The sequence below is a fragment of the Bradyrhizobium sp. 63_E2_N1_3 genome (assembly GCF_052076005.1).
Classification (GTDB): Bacteria; Pseudomonadota; Alphaproteobacteria; order Rhizobiales; family Xanthobacteraceae; genus Bradyrhizobium; species Bradyrhizobium barranii.
Genome location: NZ_CP197235.1, coordinates 5,997,453 through 6,016,410 on the forward strand (window position 1 = coordinate 5,997,453; position 18,958 = coordinate 6,016,410).

Sequence of the window (18,958 nt, forward strand, 5' to 3'; positions counted from 1 at the left end):
CTACTTCTTCGCGATCCAGAAATCGTAGGCGCTGGACGGCGAGTCGAGGCCGGCCTCGAAGCCCAGACCGTTGACGTTGCTCTTCGCCGCCAGGAACCAGCTCGGCGCGAACAACGGCACGATGAAGGCCTGGTCCACACCCCGCTTCTGAATCGCGTCGGTGAGCTGCCGCTTGCGGACGGGATCGGTCGTCCGCAACGACTCGTCGATCTGGCTCGTGATCTCCTGGTCTGGATTGGGAATGTTGGAATAGAGGAAGCCCTTCGACCCCAGCATGTCCCAGAGCTCGCGGGCAGGATCGGACGGATTGTCCGTATTGGGATAGATCACCCAGGTGCCGTTGGCGTTGTTCTTGGCGTATTCGCCCGCCGTGATCAGGCGCAGGTTGAGATCGAGGCCGACATTCTTGCGCAACGCCGCCTGGACGCCCTGGATAAGGATGTCGCGATTGTCGCGCACATAGGGCTGCGGATAGCCGACCTCGACCGAGAGGCGCTTGCCGTCCTTGGTGCGGAAGCCTTCGGAATCGCGGCCGGTCCAGCCGGCTTCGTCGAGCAGCTTGTTGGCGCCAGCAATGTCGTTGCCCCAGGAACCGACCAGTGCCTTGTTATAGGCGGGATTGGCCGGGCCGATGATCGACCAGGCGCGCGGCACGGTGCCGAGATAGACCTGCTTCACGATCGGCTCCAGATCGAAACCGTCGCGCAGCGCGCGGCGCACGCGAACATCGTCCGCCGGCGGGCGCGTGTAGTTGATGTTGAAGGTGAAGGACGTGCTGGCGCCGGACGGGCCGGTCAGCAGCTTGAAGCCCGGCTGCTCCGCGAACAGCGGCGCATCGGTCGGCTGCACGCCCTCGATCAGATCCACCTGCCCCGAGGCCAATGCGCCCGTGCGAACGGCATATTCGGGGAGGAAGCGGAAAGTGACGCGGTCCAGATGAGCAGGTCCGTTATGCGCGGCATTGCCAGGCGCCCAATTATAGGCCGCGTTGCGCGCGAACACCGCGGACTGGCCGCGCGTGTAGCTCTCGAACACGAACGGTCCCGTGCCGGCCAACCCGCGTCCACCTCCGCAGAGATCACCCTTCACCAGCGATTTCGGCGAAATCAGGCCGAGCTTCACATTCGACGTCGACTCCAGGAAACTCGAATCCGGCGTCGACAACACCAGTTTGACCACATAGGGCGAGACCACTTCGGCACGATCGTAGGCCTGGAGCAGCGAGACCGCGGTGACCGCGTTCTCGGGCTTCTTGACGAAATCGTAGTTGGCTTTGACCGCTGCAGCGTCGAACTTCTCCCCGTCGTGGAAGACGACGTCTTCCCTCAGCTTGTATGTGTATTCCTTGCCGTCGGTCGAAATCGACCACTCGGTCGCAAGCCAGGGTGCGAACGTGCCATCCGCCTTCTTCGCGATCAGCGAGTCGATGTAATTGCGGGCCACGAAGAACGCGGCCTGCTGTGACGAATAATGCGGATCGAAGCATGATGGCTCGGTCGTCACGCCCCACCGCAACGCGCCTCCGGAAACCGGCTTGTCTTCGGCATACGCTACATTCGACGCAAGCAAGGCAATCGCCACGCCGCTCACCAGCAAATTATTCTTCTTCATCCGCGTCACTCGCAATCGTTTCTGCTGCTGCCCCTGCAATCGGCGCATCGAACATCATCAATTGAAGGATGACGTTCGTTTGCGCTTCATCCGATCTGCACGAGGCGTTATCTCTTGTTGCATCGCGATGTAATTCGTCGTCGCGCGCAAACGCAACATGCAAACGGTCGCGACCACGGCTGCACATGAAGTTTGAAAAATTATTCGAGCCCTCACGCCGACGGTGGATGAAATCGACGACATCGAACGCCAATCCGACAATTCGATGCTGCACGATCGTTGCGCATCGTGACCCGACAACCAGCTGACCTTTGTAATCCCCATGTCGCCACGCCAATTGCACCTGAACGTCAACCTGCTTCACTCCGGCGTATATCCGTCAGCCTGGCGACTGCCCGACAGCGATCCACGCGCCTTCTTCGATCTCGGTCATTATGTGCGCGTGGCTCAGATTGCCGAGCGCGGCAAGTTTGACGCTATCTTTCTGGCGGACTCGCCAGCCGTGAACGACCGCATCGACTACCGGTCGTTCACGTCGATGGAGCCGACCATCGTGCTGGCAACAGTTGCCGCAACGACCAGGCACATCGGTCTGATTGGGACCGTGTCGACGACCTACAACGAGCCCTACAACATCGCACGCCGTTTCGTGACGCTCGACCACGCCAGCGGCGGCCGCTCGGGATGGAACGCGGTCACCACGGCAGATGCCGCATCAAGCCGCAACTTCGGCCTCACGGGTGCACTGGAACACAAGGCACGCTACGAACGCGCCAAGGAGTTCACGGAAGTCGTCCACGCATTGTTCGACAGCTGGGAGGACGACGCCTTTGTGGGCGACAAGGCGAGCGCGCGATTTGTTGATACGTCGAAAGTGCACCCGATCGCGCACCGCGGCCCGCATTACTCGGTGGCAGGACCGCTGAACGTCCCACGCTCACCACAGGGGCGACCGGTCACGGTGCAGGCGGGTGGCTCGAATGACGGGCGCGATTTCGCGGCAGCTTATGCAGAAGCCGTATTCACGCTGGCGCAGAGCATCGAGGAAGGCGTCGCGTATGCGCGCGATCTGCGCGCACGCGCCGCGTCCTATCGTCGTTCCGGCGATTCCATCGTCATTCTGCCCGGGCTCGCCACCGTCATCGGCAGCACCGAGGCCGAAGCCAAGCGGCGACAGGACGAGCTCTGGGAACTGGTACCGATCGAATACAGCCTGGCGCGGTTGGCCGGCACGCTTCAGATCGACCCTACCCTCCTCGAGCTCGACAAGCCCCTGCCGGATCCCCTGCCGCTTCCGGTCAATGCCAACCACACCATGTTCCAAGGCACAGTGAATATCGCACGGCGTGGCAATCTCACAGTCCGACAGCTGATCCGCGCGCTCGGAGGCGGCGTCGGACATCGCATCATCGTCGGCACGCCGGAGCAGATCGCCGACGACATCGAGGCTTGGTTCAAGGCGGGTGCCGCCGACGGTTTCAACCTCATGCCAGACGTACTGCCGTCCGGTCTGGAGACCTTCGTCGATACCGTCGTGCCCATCCTACAGAGTCGCGGGCTGTTCCGCACCGAGTACGCCGGCTCGACGCTGCGCGATCATTTTGGCCTGCAGCGACCAGTGAGCCGATATGCGAAGCGGTCGCCGGAGGTCGCATCAGCCTAGCTGTCCCGACTATCTATCCCAGAGATCGAGCCCACCCGTCGGCGGCCTTGGCCGATCGCCTGGCCCGCACGCGCGGAATTACCTCGAGTGCAAATCGCCGCATCTCGGCCTCGAACGGCTGGAATTGCAGCATGAAGAGCTCGATGCCGGCCGCATGGAACGCCTCGATGCGCTCCGCCACCTCGTCATAGCTCCCGACCAGCCCCGCGGCAGTACCGCCATTGCTGCCAACGCGCGGCGTCTTCTGCATGGTCTGCATCATCACGACCTCAGGGTCGGTGTTCTGCTTCTGGATCGCCTTCATCGGCGCATCCTTTGCCGCGAGGCTCAGCAACCGCTCGTAAGCGGCCTGCGCCAGCTCCCGGGTTTCGCGTGCGACGACGAAGGCCGACAAGCCGAAACGGAGCGGCGGCGCGGCATCGCGCGGGCGCACTGCGACATCGGCAATCAACCCAGCCACATCCTCCAGCGGCTGGCCATTGATGAACCAGACGTCGCCGTGGCCTGCAACGAGGCCGCGCGCCGGCTCGGACTCACCGCCGACATAGATGGCCGGACGCTTGCGATACAGGCTGGTCGGGCGCAGGGCATAGTCCGTGACGTTGAAATGCTCGCCCGCATAATTGAGACGTTCGCCTTCCATGAGACGCGAGACGACAGATATCCACTCGCGGCCGTAGGCATAGCGAGCGTCATGGTCCGGGAAGCCGATCCCGGCCTTCTCCAGTTCGGGACGGTTCCAGGCATTGACCAGATTGATCGCAAACCGGCCACCGCTGATATTCTCGATCCCGAGTGCGAGCTTCGCCAGCACGACGGGGTGATAGAGATAGGGCTTGATCGCAGCAATGATCTCGATGCGCTTGGTCAGCGCCGCGATCGCTGCCGCGGCACTCCAGGCCTCGAGCTGATCGAGGTCTTCCTGATGCGGGTTGATGGTGTGCTGCGCGATCAGCGTTGAATCATAACCGAGCTCTTCGGCTGCAAGGATGAGATCGCGATTGCGCTCCCAGGACGCATCATAAGGCTCTTCGGGATCCTGATGCGCCGCGCGCGGCCCATGCACCAGCGCCCAAATGCCGAAGCGAAGAGGTGCAGTCGCCATCGTGCTCTCCTGTAACTTTCTTTGGCCATGCTATCGATCGGTACCTGTTCTCGCCAACGGCTGATGCGAGATCAAGCACATCCGCCTCAAAAGATTTTCTTTGTCGTGCAGCGGCGCCGCAACGACAGCAGATCACTCCGTATCGAATGACAATTGAAATAGCGCTCTATTTCTGTCGGGCCGATTTCGTGGGACATTTTCCGCGGACGGCAAGTCATTGGCGTCGCACCTCCCGGATCGGATGCAGGAGGTGGAACGAGGTCTCGCGTCTTGAGCAATATCGAACTGAGCCAAATCGACAGTACGGCGATCGGCGCGGCTAACGCGCCGTCAACGCAGGGCAACGTTCAATCGCCGGCGCGAGCAAGCAAGCTTGGTGCTCGCGGCCTTCAGCTCCTGTCCTGGATCGCGCCCGCGATGCTCGTGATTGTCTGGGAGGCGCTTGCACAGGCGGGATGGCTTTCGCCACAGGTTCTGCCCGCGCCGAGCAAGGTCATCCGGACAGCGTTCAAGCTTGCGACCACCGGGAGCCTATTGAACGACCTCGGCGTCAGCCTCCTGCGTGCCGCAGCCGGCTTTGCGATCGGTGCCGCTGTTGGCGCCACGCTGGGCGTTCTTGTCGGCTTCTCGCGGGTAGCGGAAGCCGCGATCGACCGCAGCGTGCAGATGATCAGGGCCATCCCCTTCCTCGCCGCGCTCCCCCTCGTCATCGTCTGGCTGGGCGTCGGCGAAGCGGAAAAGATCTTCCTTGTCGCACTTGGCGTCACGTTCCCGATCTACATCAACACCGTGCTCGGCATCCGCCAGGTCGATCCGAAGCTGCTCGAGTTGGGACGGGTCCAGGGCCTAAGCTCGCTCCAACTGATCCGCAGAATCATCCTTCCAGGCGCGCTGCCGTCGATCCTGACCGGTGTTCGTTACGCTCTTGCCACGGCGTGGCTCGCGCTGGTGGTGGCTGAAACCATCGGCGCGCAGTCGGGAATCGGCTTTCTCGCGATGGATGCCCGCGAATTCCTGCGCACCGATGTGATCGTCCTGACGATCGTGATCTATGCGCTGGTCGGCGTCGCGGCCGACGCCATTGCGCGCTTTCTCGAACAGCGCCTCCTCGCCTGGCATCCGAATTACGGAGCAGCGAGATGAACGTGCACGTCGCTCCGCAGCCCTCCGCGCCGTTCGAATCCAGACCGGCCGTCGTTGTCCGCAACCTCGTTCGCAGCTACGGCAGCCGCGTCGTGATCGAGAAGCTGAACCTGCGCATCGATCGTGGCGAATTCGTCGCCCTGCTCGGCGAGAGCGGGTGCGGCAAGACAACATTGTTACGGGCGCTGGCCGGGCTCGACCCCATCCAGGGGGGCCGTATCGTGGCGCCCCGCCGGCCGGCCGTGGTGTTTCAGGAGCATCGGCTGCTGCCGTGGGACAATCTCTGGCGCAATGTGGCACTCGGCTTGCGGGCTCCTGATCCTCGCGAACGCGCCGCCGAAGCGCTTAGCGAGGTCGGCCTCGGTGACAGGCTCGACGACTGGCCCCGCAATCTGTCCGGTGGGCAAGCCCAGCGCGTTGCCCTCGCCCGCGCGCTGGTGCAGCAGCCCGAGCTTCTGTTGCTCGACGAGCCGTTTGCAGCCCTCGATGCGCTGACTCGTATCCGGATGCACGAGTTGGTCCGCGAACTGGTTGCCAATCATCAGCCCGGCGTCCTGCTCGTCACCCACGATGTCGACGAAGCCATCGCGCTGGCCGATCGGATCCTCGTGATGCGCAACGGCGCGATCGCCTTCGACCATCGCGCCGTGCGTGACGGCTCGACACCCATCTCGCGCGCCGAGCTCCTCGGCGAGCTTGGCGTGGTCCCCCATTCTCCCAGCTAATCATCCGGAAGGCCAACATGTCCGACACTTCATCTGCCAAACCATCCCGGCGCAGCTTCCTCGGCTCCGCAGCTTTTGGCATTGGCGCGCTCGCCGGCATGAATATCAGCGAATTCGCCCAGGCCGCGCCTGGCCGTACCACCGACACGGTCCGCCTGACCTGGGGCCTGAGCGGCCTCAATCTGATCGCCAAGGAGCGCGGCGAGTTCGAGAAGGTGCTGGCCAAGGATGGCATCAAGGTCGAGTGGCTCGGCCCCTTCCCGAATCATGCGCCGACCTTGCAGGCGGTGACGGGCGGCAGCGCAGATTTCAGCTTTGGCGGCAGCACCACGCCTGCGCTCGCCGCTATCATCGCCGGCTCGCCGCTGGTGTTCACCCAGTTCGTGGTCTACGAGCCCCGCACCACAGCGATCATCGCCAAGGACGGCTCGGGCATCGACAGGATCGAAGATCTCGTCGGCAAGTCGGTCGCGGTCAACCGCTCAGGCCTCGGCGAGTTCCTGCTGGTCGCGGCGCTCGAGAAACACAAGGTCGACCGCTCCGCGGTGAAGTTCGTCTATCTCAATCCTCCTGATGCGGCGCCGGCGCTCGCCTCCGGCAAGGTCGACGCCTGGTCGATGTGGAGCCCTGGCGTCGACATCGCCCGGCTCGAATACAAGGCGCACGACATCTTTCTGGAAGGCCGCGATCTCGAATTCCAGATCGACTACACGTCCTATCTGACCACCCGCAAATTCGCGACCGACAATCCCGCCCTCGTCCGCGCGGTGAACGACGCCTTCCGCGCCGAAGGCAAGTGGATTTCGGAGAACAGCAGGGATGCCGAGTACATCGCCCAGAAGGCGGGGAAATACAGCGATCAGGTCCGCGACCAGTTCATCGCGATGAACCGCAAATACCGGTACTTCGCGGTCAACGACGAGCGCTTCATCAGCGAGCTGCAAAAGGCAGCCGACTGGCTCGCGGCCCGCAAGGTTCTACCCGAGCCGGTCAAGGTGACCGACCATCTCGCCCAGCTCTAATAACAGGCCAACACTATGAACAAGACCGTGTCCGCCCCCTCCCTCGGCACACCCGAACCGCTCAAGACCGGCTCGCCGGAGCTGGAGGCGCTCCTTAACCAGATCGCCGAGGGCGCCAGTGACCGCGAGCGCGACCGCATTCTGCCGTTCGAGGTCATCGATCTCATTCGCCGGGCCCGCCTTGGTGCGTTGCGGCTGCCGTTGGACGCCGGTGGCGCCGGCAGCACGATCCGCGATCTCTTCGCCTTCGTCATCCGCCTCGGCGAGGCCGACGCCAATGTCGCGCATATCCTGCGCAACCATTTCAGCGTGGTCGAGCGCCTGGTGCGTTCCCCCAAGGACGAGCAGAGCCGGCAATGGCAGAAGGCGGTCGCCGAGGGCGCCATCATCGGACTTGCGACGACCGAGCTTGAAAGCCCGCGCGTCGGCAATGTCACGCCCGGGACGACGTTCACGCCCGACGGGAACGGCGATTATCTGCTGAACGGCACCAAATACTACAGCACAGGCACGTTGTACTCGGATTATGTGCTGGTGCGCGCGGCCGATCCGTCCGGTGCGACGGGCGCCACGATCGTGCCGATCGAGCGCGAGGGCATCGAGCTGGTCGATGACTGGGACGGGCTCGGACAACGGCTTACGGCGACCGGCACCACGCACTTCCGCAGCGTCAAGGTCAGGCGCCAGGAAGTGGTGTTCGACACGCCGGACGGCGGTTATGGTGTGCCCTATTCCAACACGTTTGCGCAGCTGTTTCTGACGGCGATCGTCGCGGGTATTGCGCGTGCGACGCTGCGCGATGCGACAGCCCTGGTCCGCTCGCGCAAGCGTACGTTTTACTACGCGCCCACCGAGATCCCGACCGACGATCCGCTCCTGCAACAGACGGTCGGCCAGATCGCCAGCGGCGCTTTTGCGGCCGAGACGGTGGTGCTGGCGGCCGCCGAGGCGCTCGACATTGCAACCGATGCGTTCGACGTCGGCGCGGCGAACGCTACAGAGGCGGCGCACACCGCCGCGCTGCTCTCGGCAAAGGCCAAGATCATCGCCGATGATTTCGCCATCCGAGGTGGCAGCCTGCTGTTCGATGTCGGCGGCGCATCGGCGACCAAGAAGGTCACCAACTTCGACCGTCACTGGCGCAATGCGCGCACGCTCTCTTCGCACAATCCGACCACCTACAAGGCGCGCTCAATCGGAGAATTCGAGATCAACGGCACGCCATTGCCCCCGAAGGGCTTTTTCTGAGAGAGAGCAGGCCGATCCACAGCGTCCGATGCGAGGAGCGACAGATGGGAAAGTCCGACATTCATCTGGTCAGCGGCGATGACGAGGTCGAGCATCAGTTTCGAGCCGTGATGCGGCGCCTGGCCGGCGGCGTCACCATCATCACGGCCGGCCGCGACGAGGACATCACCGGCATGACGGTGACGTCCCTGACATCGCTCAGCGCCAGTCCGCCCCGGCTACTAGTCAGCGTCAACCGGCAGGCCTCGTCCTTTGCTCGAATCGCGCGTTACAGCGTATTCGGCGTCAACATTCTGGGATCGGATCAGCAGGCCCTCGCCGGGCGCTTCAGCGACGGCAGCTTGAAGGGCCACGAGCGCTTCGACGGGATCCGATGGTCCGCGGGGACGGCCGGCGTGCCGCTGCTTGGCGACACCCTCGCAACCATCGAATGCAAGGTCGAGGAAATCATCGAACGGCACTCGCATGGCATCATCATCGGCAGCCTGTTGAGCTTCGAGCTGTCCCACGAGCTGTCGGGCCTGGTGTACTGGAACGGCCAGTACATCAGGATCACCCATGACTTCGACCTCGACCTCCTCGCCGAGATCAGCATTCCGTTGGCCCATGTCAGATAACCCGCCGGAATCGCCCAGCGGCGGGCGCTGGCAGCTTGACAGGATTGTCGCCGAGCTTCGCCTCTCGCGCGAAGAAACACACAGCATAAGGCGCGACGGAGAGGCGCGACGCGCTCCCTCGCGCGAGGCGCTTCAAGCCATTCTGGATGGCCTCACCGAGGCGCTGTTTCCGAGGCATTACGGTCAGTTCGACCTCGACGGCGAGAATATCGACTATTTCGTCGGCAATCGCCTGAGCATCGCCCTCGACGGCCTTTGCGACCAGATCCACCGCGGCGCACGATTCGTCGGTGACGAGCTGATCCCGGGCTACCGGCGCGAGGACGCGGTCGAGCTGACGCGGCAGTTCGGCGAGCGCCTGCCGGTGGTGCGTGGACTCCTGATCTCCGATCTGAGAGCCGCCTTCGTCGGCGATCCCGCAGCCAGGAACTTTCCGGAGATCCTGATCGGATATCCGGGCATGACGGCGATCATCCATCACCGGCTGGCACATATCCTTGATGGGCTCAATGCGCGCTTGATCGCCCGACTTGTCGCGGAGATCGCTCATACGAGAACCGGGATCGACATTCACCCCGGCGCCAGCATCGGATCCGGCTTCTTCATTGATCACGGGACCGGTGTGGTCATCGGGGAAACCGCAATCATCGGCGACAATGTCCGGATCTATCAGGCCGTGACGCTCGGCGCGCGCCACTTTCCAACCGACGACGATGGCCATCTGATCAAGGGCGATGCACGGCATCCGATCGTCGAGGACGACGTCGTGATTTATGCCGGCGCAACCATCCTCGGGCGGATCACGATCGGCCGAGGCGCGACGATCGGCGGCAACGTCTGGGTCACCCAGGACGTGCCGCCGAACAGCATCGTGACGCAGGCCACCGCCCGCAACAAGCAGGGTTAGGCGGCCGGCGCCTTCCAGCGCATCAGGCGGCGTTCCAGCGTCTCGAGGATCGCGTTGAAGACGAGGCCGATCACGGTAATGCCCAGGATGCCAAAATACATCTGGGGGATCAGGAAGCTGTATTGGCTGTTGATGATGAGATAGCCGAGCCCCGATTTCGCGCCGACCATTTCTGACGCCACCAGGACCAGCATCGCGGATGCGCTCGCCAGACGGATGCCGACGAAGATCGTCGGCAATGATGCCGGCAGGATCACCTTCCGGAACAACTGGCTCGGTGTCGCGCCCATCGTCCGCGCTGACTTGACCAGCAGCGGATCGACCTGGCGCACGGCTGCGATCGTATTGAGAAGTAACGGCCAAGCGCAACTATAAACCACCATGGTGACCTTCGAGAGCTCTCCGATCCCGAGGAGCAGAATAAACACCGGCAGCAGAGCCAGCGGCGCCGTGTTACGGGCGATCTCGATGATCTGGTTCAGGAAGTCGCCCAGCCGGGCGTACCATCCCGTCAGCACACCCAACGGCACGAACAGGACAATGGCGATCAGGAAGCCGCTCAGGGCTCGCAGCAGGCTTGCACCGACGTCGTCATAGAGTTCACCGCTCTGCGCGAGTTGCCAGCCCGCGGCGATCACCTCGGAGAACGGCGGCAGGAACGTCACGTCGATCAACCCGAGGCGCGGCGTCGTCTCCCAGACAGCCAGGAACACCAGTAGCAGCAGGGATCGTTGCCCGATGGTGCCGAACCATCGCACCAGGCTGCCCGTCGCGGCGGCAACCGCGCCGGCGCGTGGTCTGACCCGATCCTTCGGACTCCCCTCGGCGAGTTCCAGCAGCGTCAGGATCTCCAGATTAGACATGGGCCAACTCCTTCTTTCCTGCGCGCTCGCCGTCCGGCGCGGGCACCTGCGAGCCCTGCGCCTTCAACACTTCGTCGCGCAGCAAGGACCACACCTCGTGCCTCTCGGCGGGAATATCGACAATCTGCTTGATCCGGCCGGGGCGCGAGGTCATCACGGCCACGCGCTGGCCGAGCACGACGGCCTCGTCGATGCCGTGCGTGATGAACAGGATGGTTTTCCCGGTCCTGCGCCAGATCCGCAGCAGCTCGCCTTGCAGCGTCTCACGCGTCTGTGCGTCGAGCGCGGCAAACGGCTCGTCCATCAGCAGCACCTCCGGATCGTAGGCAAGGCTTCGCGCGATCGCAACGCGTTGCTTCATACCGCCGGAGAGTTCGTGCGGATAGCGATCGGCAAAGCCGGACAGTCCGACCAGATCGAGATAATGCAGAGCCCGCTCGCGTCGCTCCCTGGCTTTGAGACCCGCAATATCGAGCCCGAACTCGACGTTCTGCGCGGCTGTACGCCAGGGGAACAGCGCGTACTGCTGGAACACAATGCCGCGGTCGCGCGCCGGCCCCTCGATGGTGTTGCCATCGAGCAGGATGCGTCCGCTGCTCGGCGCCGTCAGTCCGCCGAGCAGATCCAGCAAGGTCGACTTGCCGCAGCCGCTCGGCCCGACCAGTGCCAGGAATTCGCCGGCACGAACATCCAGCGTGATATCATCAAGCGCGGTGAAGCTCTGCGCAGGCCCACCATTCTTGCCGCGGACCACGAACTCCTTGCGGACATGCTCGAAGCGGATCTTGGCCATGCGCAGCGGAGCCGGCAGATCCAGATAGGACGCCGCCGTGTTCGACCAGATCGTGTCGCCGCCGAACTCGGGGATCACGACGCCGCGCAAGACTGAGATCTTCGGATAAGCGTCGACGAATGTGACGTCGGTATGCCACTGGTCGGCGCGCCCGCCTCCGCGCGCGGAGTCAAGTTCGAGGATCGAGGCCGTTCCCTTGGTGGCGCCGACCGTGGGATGTGGCACCAGCTTGCCGAGCCGATGGGCAAAACGCTCCTGCTCGGCATCGTCGAGATGATTCTGGTCACGGAAGAAGATGACTTTGTGCTCGAGCAGCACCTGGTTGATCGCCGCAATCGTCCGATCCGGAAGATCGCCCGATAGCTTGATGTTCCTGATTTCGGCGCCGATACGGGCCGATCGCTTGACGATATCCGAACGCGGAATGACGTTGTCGATGTTGATTCCGTCTGTCATGTCATCTTCCCCGAGACCGCGATCCATTTGGACAAGGCTCCGCCGTTCGCCGATCGCTGCTGCGATGGCGGAGTGAAAGGCAGTGATGTTGCGATCGATCCTCTTGCGAGACCGCCGTCTGCTCTGGCGACAATCGCGTCTGGCGGGATCTTCCCCAGGGGCTGCATCGATGCAGCCCCTTGTTCAGTCACAGGATGCTAACTCAAGGACTTCGGAAATAGCTTCCAAAGTTCGAGGCCGTTAAGAAACAGACGCATCCACGATCATGGCGTGTCCAGTTGCTACTTGCACTCTGCTCTATTCTGCCGCGACGATATTCGGCGACCGCCAAACGGCCGACGCGTAAAGGGCCGGCTCGAAGTCGTCGGCGATCGGCCCGTTGATCCGCGCCTCGTGCGCCGGAAGGTCGTCAAGAAACAGATCCCTGCTGATCCGCGCCACGACGCCCGGAATATCGCGCTTGAAGCTCGGCACGTCCCCAATCGGCAGGCCGAAGCTGACGAATGCCGCGGGGTTGAACACGTGGATGTTCCGCAAGTAAGGCGCGCGGCCGGGCTCCTTCTCCAGGAATTCATGGCCCGCACCGAGATAAGGGTGTGCGCCCAGGGCCTCGTCCTGCTCGTCCGCGGTCGGAGAATAGCGGTCGCGCCATAGCAGGATCTCGTCGGAGAAGGCGGCGAGCTCAGGCCGCTTCGCCAGATCGACCTGGTAGCCCGTACCGGCGATGACGAAATCGAATGCGATGTCGCCCTGCGGCGTGGTCGCGAGCAGCCGCCGTCCGAACGGCTTGGCTGATGTCCACGGCGCTGCCAGATGAAGGTGGAAGTTGGGGAACTTGACCGCACGCGCGATTGCATCGGGCGGCGGCGTCGATCCCGCGCGACGGAAGCGAATGGCCTGATGCCAGCGCACCGCGTCCGGGAGCGCCCCGTAATTGTCGTATGCGCCCGGATATCCACGCGTCCTGATCACGGGCTCCGAGGCCACCCTGCCGCGGCGTGCAAAGAGATGCACCTCCCTCGCCCCTGCTTCGAGCGCAACTGCCGCGGCATCGAACGCGGAGGCCGCACTGCCCAGCACCGCGACCGACTTGTCGCGGAGCCTGTCGAAATCGATCGCCTCCAACGTATGCGCGTAAAGCTTCTTTGACAGATTGCGGGAGAGCACGTCGGGGACGGACGGACCGCCGTTGCTTGGGAAACCGCCGGCCAGGATAATCTTGCGGGCTGTCTCGATCCTTGCCTCACCGGCGACGTCGAGATGAAGCCGAAAATGATCCTCCGCCGGCTCGATGCGGAGAAGCTTCGCCCGGTAGCGCACCTCAATACCAAGAGTCTTGCGGTACCAATCGAGGTAGGCGGCCCAATCCACGCGAGCAATGCGATCGATCGCTTCATACGCGGCCGCGCCGTGGCGGGCCTCATACCAGGACTGGAAGCTCAGTCCGGGTAGGCCGAGCTCGGGTCCGGGCAAGCTCTTCGGCGTGCGCAGCTTGTGCATGCGCGCGCTGCTCCGCCATGGACCGGACGACGCCGCATCATGTGATGCATCGATCACCGTGACCTTGCCGATGCCGGCACGGCGCAATGCAAAGGCGAAAGCGCTTCCGGATTGCCCGCCCCCGATGATGGCGACGTTGTGGTCGACCCCGTGACGATCCGAGACCCAGTTCTGCGGATCTGGACCAATCAGACGCAAGGTCTCGCGAGCCGCCTCGTCGACATCAGACTGAAACATGTTGCACCCGGATTTGTCTGCATCAGATGCGATCAAATCGTAGAAGCCAACGGTGCTCAGTCAATGAAATGGAATTGGCTTTGTTTTGCGGCCCGAACAACGAACAGACCGCGAGGTCACGCGGTGTTGAAAGATTTGCGCCGACAGCGGCGCGAGCCAGAAGACACGACCGGCCATTCGCTCGCCAGATCGACTTTCAGTTGAGACGATCGGTTCGCGACGTTATCTACTGAATGCGCTCCCGCCGCTAGATTCATGCTCGCATCGCACCGAACAACGCAAATCCATTTCATCGACTTTTCTCACCCCGACAACATAGAGTTCGTCTCGATCAAGCCGTCTCGACGGCTCGTTGGAGATTTTGGAAAGCACGATGTCGACCGCCGGCGTCATCAGCCTTGAACGGGACACGCCCGAGCTTGCACGGACCTACGAGCAAACCGGCGTCCTCCAGTTTCACCATGGTAAATTCCTCATCGGACCGCTGGCTTTGAAGTCCGGGGATCGCGTGCTCGATATCGGTGCCGGCACCGGCCGCCTGACCGAATTCGTCGCGGGACTTGTCGGCCCGACCGGCCGCGTGATCGGCATCGACCCGCTGGAGAACCGGATCGCCATCGCGCGCCGGCGCGCCTCGGGGACGCTGACCTTCGATGTCGGCCGTGCCGAGGACCTTTCGCGCTTTGGACCCGCGGAATTCGACGCCGTCTACCTCAACAGCGTCTTCCACTGGATCGCGGACAAGCGGCAGGCGCTACGTGAGATCGAACGCGTTCTCAGGCCGGGCGGCCAGATCGGGCTGAACGTTCAGGATCCGACCAAACCTCACGAGTCGCGAACCCTGCTCCGCCAGGCGATCGAACAGGCCGGCTTCGGCGAGAGAAGCAGCGAGTCGCATCGCGTGCTCGGAGCAACCGACGAAGAGCTCAGAGCCCTGTTCGCCGAGGTCGGATTCATCGATTACCGAAGCGACCTACGCTCGCTCGTCGATCTGCACGGCGACGTGACGTCGGTGCTGGGATGGTCCGAGGCCAGCGCCTTCGGCAACTTTCTTGGCGGCTTTTCGCCGGCGGAGCGGGCAGCGATCGACGCGGCCTTTGCAGCGCTAGTCGAGGCGAGGCGTACCCCGGAGGGCCTGCGCCTGGAGCGATATCTGCGTTTCGCCTTCGCGCGAAAGCCGAGGTCGCGAACGACTCCATCCGCCTCCTAGTTTCTCCGGCAATCGCATCTGGACATTCGAACCATGAGCAATCAACGGCAGCTTGTTCTCAATCTCTTCATCTATCCCGGCGGCCACCACGAAGCCGCGTGGCGCTACAAGGGATCGTCGGCGGAACGCATCCTCGACATCACCTTTTACCAGGAGCTGGCGCAGCGGGCCGAGGCCAGTAAATTCGACGCCATCTTCTTTGCCGACGGTCCGGCCCTCGCCGACAACGTTCGCTATGCCCAGCGCTTTCGCTTCGAGCCGATCACCTGGCTGGCTGCGATTGCCGCAGTGACGAAACGCATCGGCCTCATCGCAACCGCGTCGACCACTTATACCGAGCCTTACAACCTCGCGCGCCTGTTCGCCTCGCTCGACCATCTGAGCCAGGGTCGCGCCGGCTGGAATATCGTGACGACCAGTGCGCCACAAGCAGCGCAGAACTTTGGCCTGCCCGAACACCCCTCGCATCACGAACGCTACGAGCGCGCCCGCGAATATCTCGACGTGATCTCGCGGCTCTGGGACAGCTGGGAGGATGACGCGCTCGTCAACGACCCCATCTCGGGCATTTTTGCCGATACCAACAAGATCCACACGCTCGACCATGTCGGCAAACACTTTCGCGTGCGCGGCCCGCTCAACATTTCGCGCGTGCCGCAAGGCCGGCCGGTCTATGTCCAGGCCGGCGCCTCCGACGACGGCCGTGCCTTCGCCGCCCACTTTGCGGAGGCGATCTTTACCGCGCATCAAACCGTGGACTCGGCGAAGGCGTTCTATACCGACATCAAGCGCCAGGCCCGCGCCTTCGACCGCGGTCCGGATGAGATCAAGATCCTGCCGGGCATTAGCCCTTTCATCGGCAGCACGCAGGCCGAGGCGGACCGGCTCCAGGACGAATTCAACGCGCTGATCCAACCGGAATATTCCCTGACCCAGCTGCGCCAAATGATCGGCGTCGATCTCACCGGATATGATCTCGACGGCCCCGTCCCGCGCCATCTCATCGACACCGCGAGCGCGCGCGGCGTTGCCAGCCGCTTCAAGCTGGTGGTCGACATCGTCGACCGCGAGAAGCCGACCATCCGCCAGCTGGTGCAGCGCCTCGCCGGCGCGCGCGGCCATTGGGTGATTGCGGGCACGCCGGAAAAGATCGCCGACAACATCCAGACCTGGTTCGAGGGCGGTGCGGCGGACGGATTCAACGTGATGCCGCCCTGGCTGCCCGGCGGCTTCGACGTCTTCGCCGAGCAGGTCGTCCCGATCCTGCGCAAGCGCGGCCTGTTCCGCGAGGACTACACCGGTACGACGCTCCGCGAGCATTACGGCCTGGCGCGTCCCGCCAGCATCTACTCCAACGCGGTCAAGGCGATCGCCTGACACCGCTTCCGCACTGACATCCCAACTCGAGACCAGTAAGAAGACATGAAGACAGCGTTGTTTCTCCTCTCCGGCCTTTTGGCTCTTTCCCCTTTCGCCGCCGAAGACGCCTTGGCACAGCAGCCCGCGAAGCCGGAGCTCCGGGTCGGCTTCGTGCCGGGACCGTATATCGACGAGTTCAAGATCGGCGTCGAGCCCGAGCTGAAGAAGAAGGGCTACAAGATCCGCTATGTCGAGTTCTCGACCGGCCTTGAAGCCAACAATGCGGTATTCAAATCCGAGATCGACGCCAATGTGATGCAACACACGATCTTTCTCGATTCCTACAACGAGCGGCAGAAGACCGATCTCGTCGGCATCGTCCACGTCCCCACCCCGCCGATGGGCCTCTATTCGAAGAAGCATCCGCTGGGCACGCCGATCAAGCCGGGCTCGAGCGTCGCCGTGCCGAACGATCCGGTCAATCTGCAGCGCGCGCTGTGGGTGCTGCGTGACCTCGGCCTGATCGAGATCCGTGATAGCAAGTCGGTCGACGTCACCGAGCTCGATGTCATCAAAAATCCCGGCGGCATCAAGATCGTGCCGCTCGAGGCCGCACAGGCGCCACGGGCGCTCGACGACGTCGATTTCGCCGCCGTACAGGGCAATTTCGCGATCTTCAGCGGGCTGAAGCTGACCAACGCCTTTGCGCTGGAGAAGATGACGACGCCCTACATCAACGTCCTCGCCGTGAAGAAGGCGAATGCAAACGCAGAATGGGCTCAGGACATCGTCGCCGGCTACAAATCGCCTGGGTTCAAGGCGGCAATCCAGGCCGACCGGTTCTATGACGGCTTCACTTTGCCTGATTACATGAAGTGAGCGAAGCGCATGTTCGATTTCACGCTTGAATGGGCCAGCCGCCGCACCGCCGCCGAGCGCGCGATCGACGCGCGAGCGATGACCGATAAGCTTCGTTTCCAGGAGGCTTTCGTCCTCCCGCTGGTCTTGCTGATCATCTTCCTGTTCGCACTGGGCATCGTGACAGGAGCTCATTTGAACGGACGAGCAAACCACGCTTTGCCGTATCTCGTGTCGGGGGGCATGGGTATGCCCATGCTCTATCCCGCATCGGAGTCCTGTCGCAGGCCATCGAACCTCGGTTCCCTGCCGCGGCTCCGGCAGGCTGAAGTGCTTGCGCTACTGACGGCCGACTAGCGGCAAGACTATGCCTTCCATGCTTTCGGCGCGGCGATGGATATCAAAATCATCCATCTCAGCCGAGCATCGTGGAATTTTCCAGCCGCGCTCGCGACGACGCCAGCATGATTCAACCAAACTGATTCCGACGAGTGTGTCGCAATGTTCAATTCCACCCCTGCCGTGATAGCTTTTCCGGGTTCTCGTCCTACACCGTCGTCCGGAGTGAATATGAGCTACGTCATCTCGCTGCATTCAGGCTTCGCTCGTTTGATCGAACAGGCACGTGGATGGTTCCCGCGCTCGCTGCGACCACGGACAGGCGGCTCGGATAACACGCAGGACGATCTCTACGAGATCTTCCTGTTCGGGCCCCACGGCTGACGCCCGGCAACGCGTCCAACTTTTCATCAAACTGAGGTTTATGACATGACCGACGCTGCGTTGCAGCTCGCCGAGACTGGCCGCCGCCTCGACGCCATCGACCGCAAGATCCTGACGGTGCTTCAGGAGGATGCTTCGCTCTCGGTGGCCGAAATCGGCGACCGGGTCGGCCTGTCGTCCACGCCCTGCTGGAAGCGCATTCAGCGGCTCGAAGCCGACGGTGTCATCCTCAAGCGCGTTGCGCTGGTGGACCAGAACAAGATCGGCCTCGGCCTTTCGGTGTTCGTCTCGGTGGAGAGCGCGGATCACTCCGACGTCTGGCTGAAGCGTTTCGCCTCAGCAGTCAGCGCAATGCCAGAGGTGATGGAATTTTACCGGATGGCCGGCGACGTCGACTACATGCTGCGCGTCGTCATTCCGGACATGCCGAGCTACGACGTGTTCTACAAGAAGCTGATCCACGCCGTCCCGCTCAAGAACGTCACCTCGCGCTTCGCGATGGAGAAGATCAAGTCGATCACGGCGCTGCCGGTGCCGCCGATTGCCGTGGAATAAGAGCCAACAAAAGACGAGCCAATTCCACGCGACGAATTGACAGATCGCGAACCGAGGCATCCTTAGACGACGGCGCCGTAAATCCTCTCGTTTCTGGTTGGATTGGAGTGCGTGGTGAGATTTGGCGCTTCTATCTGCGCACTACTGCAATCGCCCGCCGCTACGCCACATGTACCCGATCTCAGACATTCGTATCGTAGCGCCTGCTGAGCGCTTCGATCCACCTTTGAACGCCTGCTCACACTGGCTTTGACGGGATTTTTCTTGATCTCCCAGTGCACACGCCACTATCTAATCTATTGAAGGACTTTAATTCTCGCTCCGGTCCATCATGGGCGCCACGGCTTCCAACGTCACTGATCT

19 protein-coding genes are annotated in these 18,958 nt (G+C 62.8%); 13 read left to right on the forward strand and 6 right to left on the reverse strand.

The annotated features are described in order from the left end of the window. Window positions 1-1,611 (reverse strand): ABC transporter substrate-binding protein, encoded by a 1,611-nt coding sequence (locus AB7531_RS28895; protein ID WP_063984168.1) that lies wholly within the window; start codon window positions 1,609-1,611, stop codon window positions 1-3. After that, a complete protein-coding gene (locus AB7531_RS28900) occupies window positions 1,598-1,975 on the reverse strand; it encodes a hypothetical protein (protein ID WP_187388103.1) in 378 nt (125 codons plus the stop codon). The genes AB7531_RS28895 and AB7531_RS28900 overlap by 14 nt, the downstream gene beginning before the upstream one ends. Between AB7531_RS28900 and AB7531_RS28905 the strand changes: the two genes are divergently transcribed. Then, on the forward strand, window positions 1,934-3,274 hold the full coding sequence (locus AB7531_RS28905) for an LLM class flavin-dependent oxidoreductase (protein ID WP_063984169.1): 1,341 nt from the start codon (window positions 1,934-1,936) through the stop codon (window positions 3,272-3,274). The genes AB7531_RS28900 and AB7531_RS28905 overlap by 42 nt on opposite strands. Before the next feature lie 13 nt (window positions 3,275-3,287). Here the strand turns inward: AB7531_RS28905 and AB7531_RS28910 are convergent, their stop codons facing one another. Then, window positions 3,288-4,379, reverse strand: a complete 1,092-nt coding sequence (locus tag AB7531_RS28910; RefSeq protein WP_063984170.1) for an LLM class flavin-dependent oxidoreductase — start codon at window positions 4,377-4,379, stop codon at window positions 3,288-3,290. A gap of 417 nt (window positions 4,380-4,796) precedes the next feature. On the opposite strand from AB7531_RS28910, the gene AB7531_RS28915 reads away from it, so the two are divergent. The 6 genes from AB7531_RS28915 to epsC are packed head-to-tail and all read left to right on the forward strand — an operon-like array spanning window position 4,797 to window position 10,041. Then, window positions 4,797-5,522, forward strand: coding sequence for an ABC transporter permease subunit (locus AB7531_RS28915; protein WP_063986497.1), 726 nt, complete (start codon window positions 4,797-4,799; stop codon window positions 5,520-5,522). Next, window positions 5,519-6,247, forward strand: coding sequence for an ABC transporter ATP-binding protein (locus AB7531_RS28920; RefSeq protein ID WP_063984171.1), 729 nt, complete (start codon window positions 5,519-5,521; stop codon window positions 6,245-6,247). Before AB7531_RS28915 ends, AB7531_RS28920 begins: the two co-directional genes overlap by 4 nt. 17 nt (window positions 6,248-6,264) lie before the next feature. Next, window positions 6,265-7,269: an NrtA/SsuA/CpmA family ABC transporter substrate-binding protein gene (locus AB7531_RS28925; RefSeq protein ID WP_063984172.1), complete on the forward strand. Its 1,005-nt coding sequence runs from the start codon at window positions 6,265-6,267 to the stop codon at window positions 7,267-7,269. 15 nt (window positions 7,270-7,284) lie between these two features. Then, a complete protein-coding gene (locus AB7531_RS28930) occupies window positions 7,285-8,517 on the forward strand; it encodes an acyl-CoA dehydrogenase family protein (protein WP_063984173.1) in 1,233 nt (410 codons plus the stop codon). Between the two features lie 44 nt (window positions 8,518-8,561). Beyond that, window positions 8,562-9,134, forward strand: coding sequence for a flavin reductase family protein (locus AB7531_RS28935; protein ID WP_063984174.1), 573 nt, complete (start codon window positions 8,562-8,564; stop codon window positions 9,132-9,134). Next, complete coding sequence (gene epsC, locus AB7531_RS28940) at window positions 9,124-10,041, forward strand: serine O-acetyltransferase EpsC (RefSeq protein ID WP_166352076.1); 918 nt, start codon at window positions 9,124-9,126, stop codon at window positions 10,039-10,041. Before AB7531_RS28935 ends, epsC begins: the two co-directional genes overlap by 11 nt. On the opposite strand, the gene AB7531_RS28945 is transcribed toward epsC, so the two are convergent. The 3 genes from AB7531_RS28945 to AB7531_RS28955 all read right to left on the reverse strand — a co-directional run bounded on the left by AB7531_RS28945 (window position 10,038) and on the right by AB7531_RS28955 (window position 13,890). Continuing rightward, on the reverse strand, window positions 10,038-10,904 hold the full coding sequence (locus tag AB7531_RS28945) for an ABC transporter permease (protein ID WP_063984176.1): 867 nt from the start codon (window positions 10,902-10,904) through the stop codon (window positions 10,038-10,040). The genes epsC and AB7531_RS28945 overlap by 4 nt on opposite strands. After that, the gene (locus tag AB7531_RS28950; RefSeq protein WP_441280199.1) at window positions 10,897-12,180 is read right to left on the reverse strand and encodes an ATP-binding cassette domain-containing protein; all 1,284 of its coding nucleotides are present in this window, start codon (window positions 12,178-12,180) and stop codon (window positions 10,897-10,899) included. Before AB7531_RS28950 ends, AB7531_RS28945 begins: the two co-directional genes overlap by 8 nt. Window positions 12,181-12,450: 270 nt before the next feature. Further along, window positions 12,451-13,890 (reverse strand): FAD-dependent oxidoreductase, encoded by a 1,440-nt coding sequence (locus AB7531_RS28955; protein ID WP_063984177.1) that lies wholly within the window; start codon window positions 13,888-13,890, stop codon window positions 12,451-12,453. 373 nt (window positions 13,891-14,263) lie between these two features. On the opposite strand from AB7531_RS28955, the gene AB7531_RS28960 reads away from it, so the two are divergent. From AB7531_RS28960 to AB7531_RS28985, 6 genes are all read left to right on the forward strand, one after another. Continuing rightward, complete coding sequence (locus tag AB7531_RS28960; protein WP_063984178.1) at window positions 14,264-15,100, forward strand: class I SAM-dependent methyltransferase; 837 nt, start codon at window positions 14,264-14,266, stop codon at window positions 15,098-15,100. A gap of 33 nt (window positions 15,101-15,133) precedes the next feature. Next, complete coding sequence (locus tag AB7531_RS28965; protein WP_063984179.1) at window positions 15,134-16,477, forward strand: LLM class flavin-dependent oxidoreductase; 1,344 nt, start codon at window positions 15,134-15,136, stop codon at window positions 16,475-16,477. Between the two features lie 45 nt (window positions 16,478-16,522). Next, entirely contained in the window at window positions 16,523-17,338 is an 816-nt protein-coding gene (locus AB7531_RS28970; protein WP_063984180.1) for a MetQ/NlpA family ABC transporter substrate-binding protein, read from the forward strand. 9 nt (window positions 17,339-17,347) lie between these two features. After that, the gene (locus AB7531_RS28975) at window positions 17,348-17,674 is read left to right on the forward strand and encodes a hypothetical protein (protein WP_063984181.1); all 327 of its coding nucleotides are present in this window, start codon (window positions 17,348-17,350) and stop codon (window positions 17,672-17,674) included. A 213-nt stretch (window positions 17,675-17,887) separates the two neighbouring features. Then, on the forward strand, window positions 17,888-18,040 hold the full coding sequence (locus tag AB7531_RS28980; RefSeq protein WP_187387755.1) for a hypothetical protein: 153 nt from the start codon (window positions 17,888-17,890) through the stop codon (window positions 18,038-18,040). 45 nt (window positions 18,041-18,085) lie between these two features. After that, entirely contained in the window at window positions 18,086-18,595 is a 510-nt protein-coding gene (locus AB7531_RS28985) for an Lrp/AsnC family transcriptional regulator (protein ID WP_063984182.1), read from the forward strand. The last annotated feature ends 363 nt before the right edge of the window (window positions 18,596-18,958 follow it).

Bases quoted from the DNA above. Each gene is read 5' to 3' on its own strand.
- AB7531_RS28920 (WP_063984171.1), top strand. From the start codon at position 5,519: ATGAACGTGCACGTCGCTCCGCAGCCCTCCGCGCCGTTCGAATCCAGA.
- AB7531_RS28950 (WP_441280199.1), bottom strand. From the start codon at position 12,180: ATGGATCGCGGTCTCGGGGAAGATGACATGACAGACGGAATCAACATC.
- AB7531_RS28910 (WP_063984170.1), bottom strand. From the start codon at position 4,379: ATGGCGACTGCACCTCTTCGCTTCGGCATTTGGGCGCTGGTGCATGGG.
- AB7531_RS28980 (WP_187387755.1), top strand. From the start codon at position 17,888: ATGAGCTACGTCATCTCGCTGCATTCAGGCTTCGCTCGTTTGATCGAA.
- AB7531_RS28895 (WP_063984168.1), bottom strand. From the start codon at position 1,611: ATGAAGAAGAATAATTTGCTGGTGAGCGGCGTGGCGATTGCCTTGCTT.
- epsC (WP_166352076.1), top strand. From the start codon at position 9,124: ATGTCAGATAACCCGCCGGAATCGCCCAGCGGCGGGCGCTGGCAGCTT.
- AB7531_RS28925 (WP_063984172.1), top strand. From the start codon at position 6,265: ATGTCCGACACTTCATCTGCCAAACCATCCCGGCGCAGCTTCCTCGGC.
- AB7531_RS28985 (WP_063984182.1), top strand. From the start codon at position 18,086: ATGACCGACGCTGCGTTGCAGCTCGCCGAGACTGGCCGCCGCCTCGAC.
- AB7531_RS28965 (WP_063984179.1), top strand. From the start codon at position 15,134: ATGAGCAATCAACGGCAGCTTGTTCTCAATCTCTTCATCTATCCCGGC.
- AB7531_RS28960 (WP_063984178.1), top strand. From the start codon at position 14,264: ATGTCGACCGCCGGCGTCATCAGCCTTGAACGGGACACGCCCGAGCTT.
- AB7531_RS28970 (WP_063984180.1), top strand. From the start codon at position 16,523: ATGAAGACAGCGTTGTTTCTCCTCTCCGGCCTTTTGGCTCTTTCCCCT.
- AB7531_RS28975 (WP_063984181.1), top strand. From the start codon at position 17,348: ATGTTCGATTTCACGCTTGAATGGGCCAGCCGCCGCACCGCCGCCGAG.
- AB7531_RS28930 (WP_063984173.1), top strand. From the start codon at position 7,285: ATGAACAAGACCGTGTCCGCCCCCTCCCTCGGCACACCCGAACCGCTC.
- AB7531_RS28945 (WP_063984176.1), bottom strand. From the start codon at position 10,904: ATGTCTAATCTGGAGATCCTGACGCTGCTGGAACTCGCCGAGGGGAGT.
- AB7531_RS28935 (WP_063984174.1), top strand. From the start codon at position 8,562: ATGGGAAAGTCCGACATTCATCTGGTCAGCGGCGATGACGAGGTCGAG.
- AB7531_RS28905 (WP_063984169.1), top strand. From the start codon at position 1,934: ATGTCGCCACGCCAATTGCACCTGAACGTCAACCTGCTTCACTCCGGC.
- AB7531_RS28915 (WP_063986497.1), top strand. From the start codon at position 4,797: ATGCTCGTGATTGTCTGGGAGGCGCTTGCACAGGCGGGATGGCTTTCG.
- AB7531_RS28955 (WP_063984177.1), bottom strand. From the start codon at position 13,890: ATGTTTCAGTCTGATGTCGACGAGGCGGCTCGCGAGACCTTGCGTCTG.